This is a genomic window from Photobacterium sanguinicancri (genome assembly GCF_002265265.1).
Classification (GTDB): Bacteria; Pseudomonadota; Gammaproteobacteria; order Enterobacterales; family Vibrionaceae; genus Photobacterium; species Photobacterium sanguinicancri.
This window is the reverse complement of the sequence record NZ_NOIF01000328.1, coordinates 1-2,105: the sequence shown is the minus strand read 5'-3', so window position 1 is coordinate 2,105 and position 2,105 is coordinate 1. Positions and strand designations below refer to the sequence as shown.

The window sequence follows — 2,105 nt, the reverse complement described above, 5'->3', positions numbered from 1 at the left end:
GCATTAATTACACTTGGATTTTGACAGCTCTGGAGGATCGTTCAACCGATCATATTTACGCTAACTGATCGGCATTAAACCAAATGGTTCGCCTTTTATTGATGAGTTTAGTTAATAGTTAAGGTTTAACCTTAATATTGATGATCACAGATAACTAAGATGGAAACTTGCCAGCTTTCTAAATCAACCATTTGGAATACTCATTAAAAATAACCAAGTTGGAAACTCCAGCGCTTCACGGCAAATGAAGACAGCCAGTTTGGTTAACTAAGTTGGAAACTAGTTCCTCGTAAAAATCTCTTATTAGAGCAATTACTCAGCTCGTAAAACCCGAACCGCACTTTACGAACTGAACGTCTACGAGTGATTATTTCGCGAGTAATAGTTTCACTAGGTGCGGTTGTAGTTCTAAGATTTGCGTATCAAAATGCAATGTCTAATGATTTTCTGTTAAATATTAAGCTTGAACCTACAGTGGCAAGTTGTACCGATGAGTTGTTATTTCTTTTCTTGTCAACGAAACAGAATCCGTTAAAGCCACCGAATTTCGATTTAACTAATTGATACCCTGGATAAAGGGGCCTGTCTTCATAAAGTAAGAGCTCAGTTTCAGATATTGATCTATATAACCACTCAAGAGCGTTTGGAGAATCCTCTTCAAGTAAGCTTTCCGCAGTTTTAAAAGCCTTTTCATCACCATCTAACCTTTGCATCAGGAATAGTATTTGAGCGTTTGCGCGGTGAATGATTTCGCATTCTTTTACGCTTTTTGATAGCCGTGGAGCATCGCTATAGCTTATGCCTAACTTAAAAAGCAACCACGAGACGTGTGCTAACAACTGGGTGTATTCGTTGCTGTTGTAGATGTTTTCACTGTCATTGAGGATCTGAATTGGAGATTCTTTTTCATTAAAGAAACGGAAAAAAGAGATCTCTCTAAGTTTTTTAAGGTGCTTCTCATCAATGCTTATCATAAAGACATAAGTCGTATATCTACATCTATTGATCAGTTCTTAGCTCGCTCAAGGAAAAGGCTCACCCAGTTTAATGCAATCGAAAATGCATTTTCTGAGTTAGTGGAATATTTAAAAGAAACACAACAGGACTTAAGGCGTAAAAGAATCAGTTCAGATTTTGCTCAAACATCAGGTTTGTTTTGTGGTTTGATGAACCAGCCTCGTCCCAAAGACCTCCGACTGAGTGATTCACAGTCGTACTTTAATAATATAACCACGGACATCACCACGAAGCTTGAAGATTACAAACTTGTTAATCAGCTTGATTTATCTCTTTTACAGAGCTCTAAAGATAATAGTTTAGACACGCGCTTGGAAAGGGTGAAACAGGTTAAGCAACTAATGTATTCGATGAGATTCGAGCATTGTGATGATTTAATAAAAGTAGTGAGCGATAGGCTAGAGGGCTTGTTGGACGATTACCAAATACTTGACCTTCTTGAAGCCCTAATGACTCTAAATTCAGTAGGTCAGTTAAACCTTCACAACCATCTTCCAAGAGTTACTAATATTTTTCATGAGATAACGGTAGGTGGTTATGTGTTTAAGTACAGAAAAATAAAATTGGAGGTACGAGAGACTTATGCATACGACTAATAACCTAATATCTAACACTTTCGACTATGCTGACCTCGAACTCAGTCAGCAAGTCTACTCCCAGTTCTCGTCTGGCAAAGTGATCACTAAGCGCATTTATGAAACATATACTCAGCAGTTTATTGAGAACCCTTTGTATACAGAGCTATATAAGCATTTGGATAGCCATTATAGCCTCCTTTACAAGCACATTGGGTTTGAGCTGGTTTTTAACTCTGGAGGCGAATTTTTTCACATTCGTAAAGATGATAGTTCAGAAGATGCGGACGAAAATGCTACTAAGGTACAAGCATTGCTTTTAGTGATAGCTAGGTTTTGGACTGATAAAAGTTTCGATCTAGATGATTTAGCCAATGAACATTTTGGCCTTAAAGCTAAACATATAGATGAGATCAAACGAAATGAGCAGTATGACTGTAGTGGCATAGTGAATTTGGTCACTTAGTTAGAGGTGATATTATCACCTCATAAGTTAACAGGTGACATTATGAC

Annotated in this window: 3 protein-coding genes; 2 read left to right on the top strand and 1 reads right to left on the bottom strand. The window is 37.5% G+C overall.

Annotation, left to right across the window (positions count from 1 at the left end):
• Window positions 1-422: 422 nt before the first annotated feature.
• Window positions 423-974 (bottom strand): hypothetical protein, encoded by a 552-nt coding sequence (locus ASV53_RS23710; protein WP_094958958.1) that lies wholly within the window; start codon window positions 972-974, stop codon window positions 423-425.
• On the opposite strand from ASV53_RS23710, the gene ASV53_RS23705 reads away from it, so the two are divergent.
• The gene (locus tag ASV53_RS23705; protein ID WP_094958957.1) at window positions 951-1,613 is read left to right on the top strand and encodes a hypothetical protein; all 663 of its coding nucleotides are present in this window, start codon (window positions 951-953) and stop codon (window positions 1,611-1,613) included. The two genes, ASV53_RS23710 and ASV53_RS23705, sit on opposite strands and share 24 nt — an antisense overlap.
• Entirely contained in the window at window positions 1,600-2,058 is a 459-nt protein-coding gene (locus ASV53_RS23700; RefSeq protein WP_189337960.1) for a condensin complex protein MksE, read from the top strand. The genes ASV53_RS23705 and ASV53_RS23700 overlap by 14 nt, the downstream gene beginning before the upstream one ends.
• Window positions 2,059-2,105: the final 47 nt, after the last annotated feature.

What these genes read in the sequence shown, in the direction of transcription:
- ASV53_RS23710 (WP_094958958.1), bottom strand. Translation starts at nt 974, where the DNA reads ATGATAAGCATTGATGAGAAGCACCTTAAAAAACTTAGAGAGATCTCT.
- ASV53_RS23700 (WP_189337960.1), top strand. Translation starts at nt 1,600, where the DNA reads ATGCATACGACTAATAACCTAATATCTAACACTTTCGACTATGCTGAC.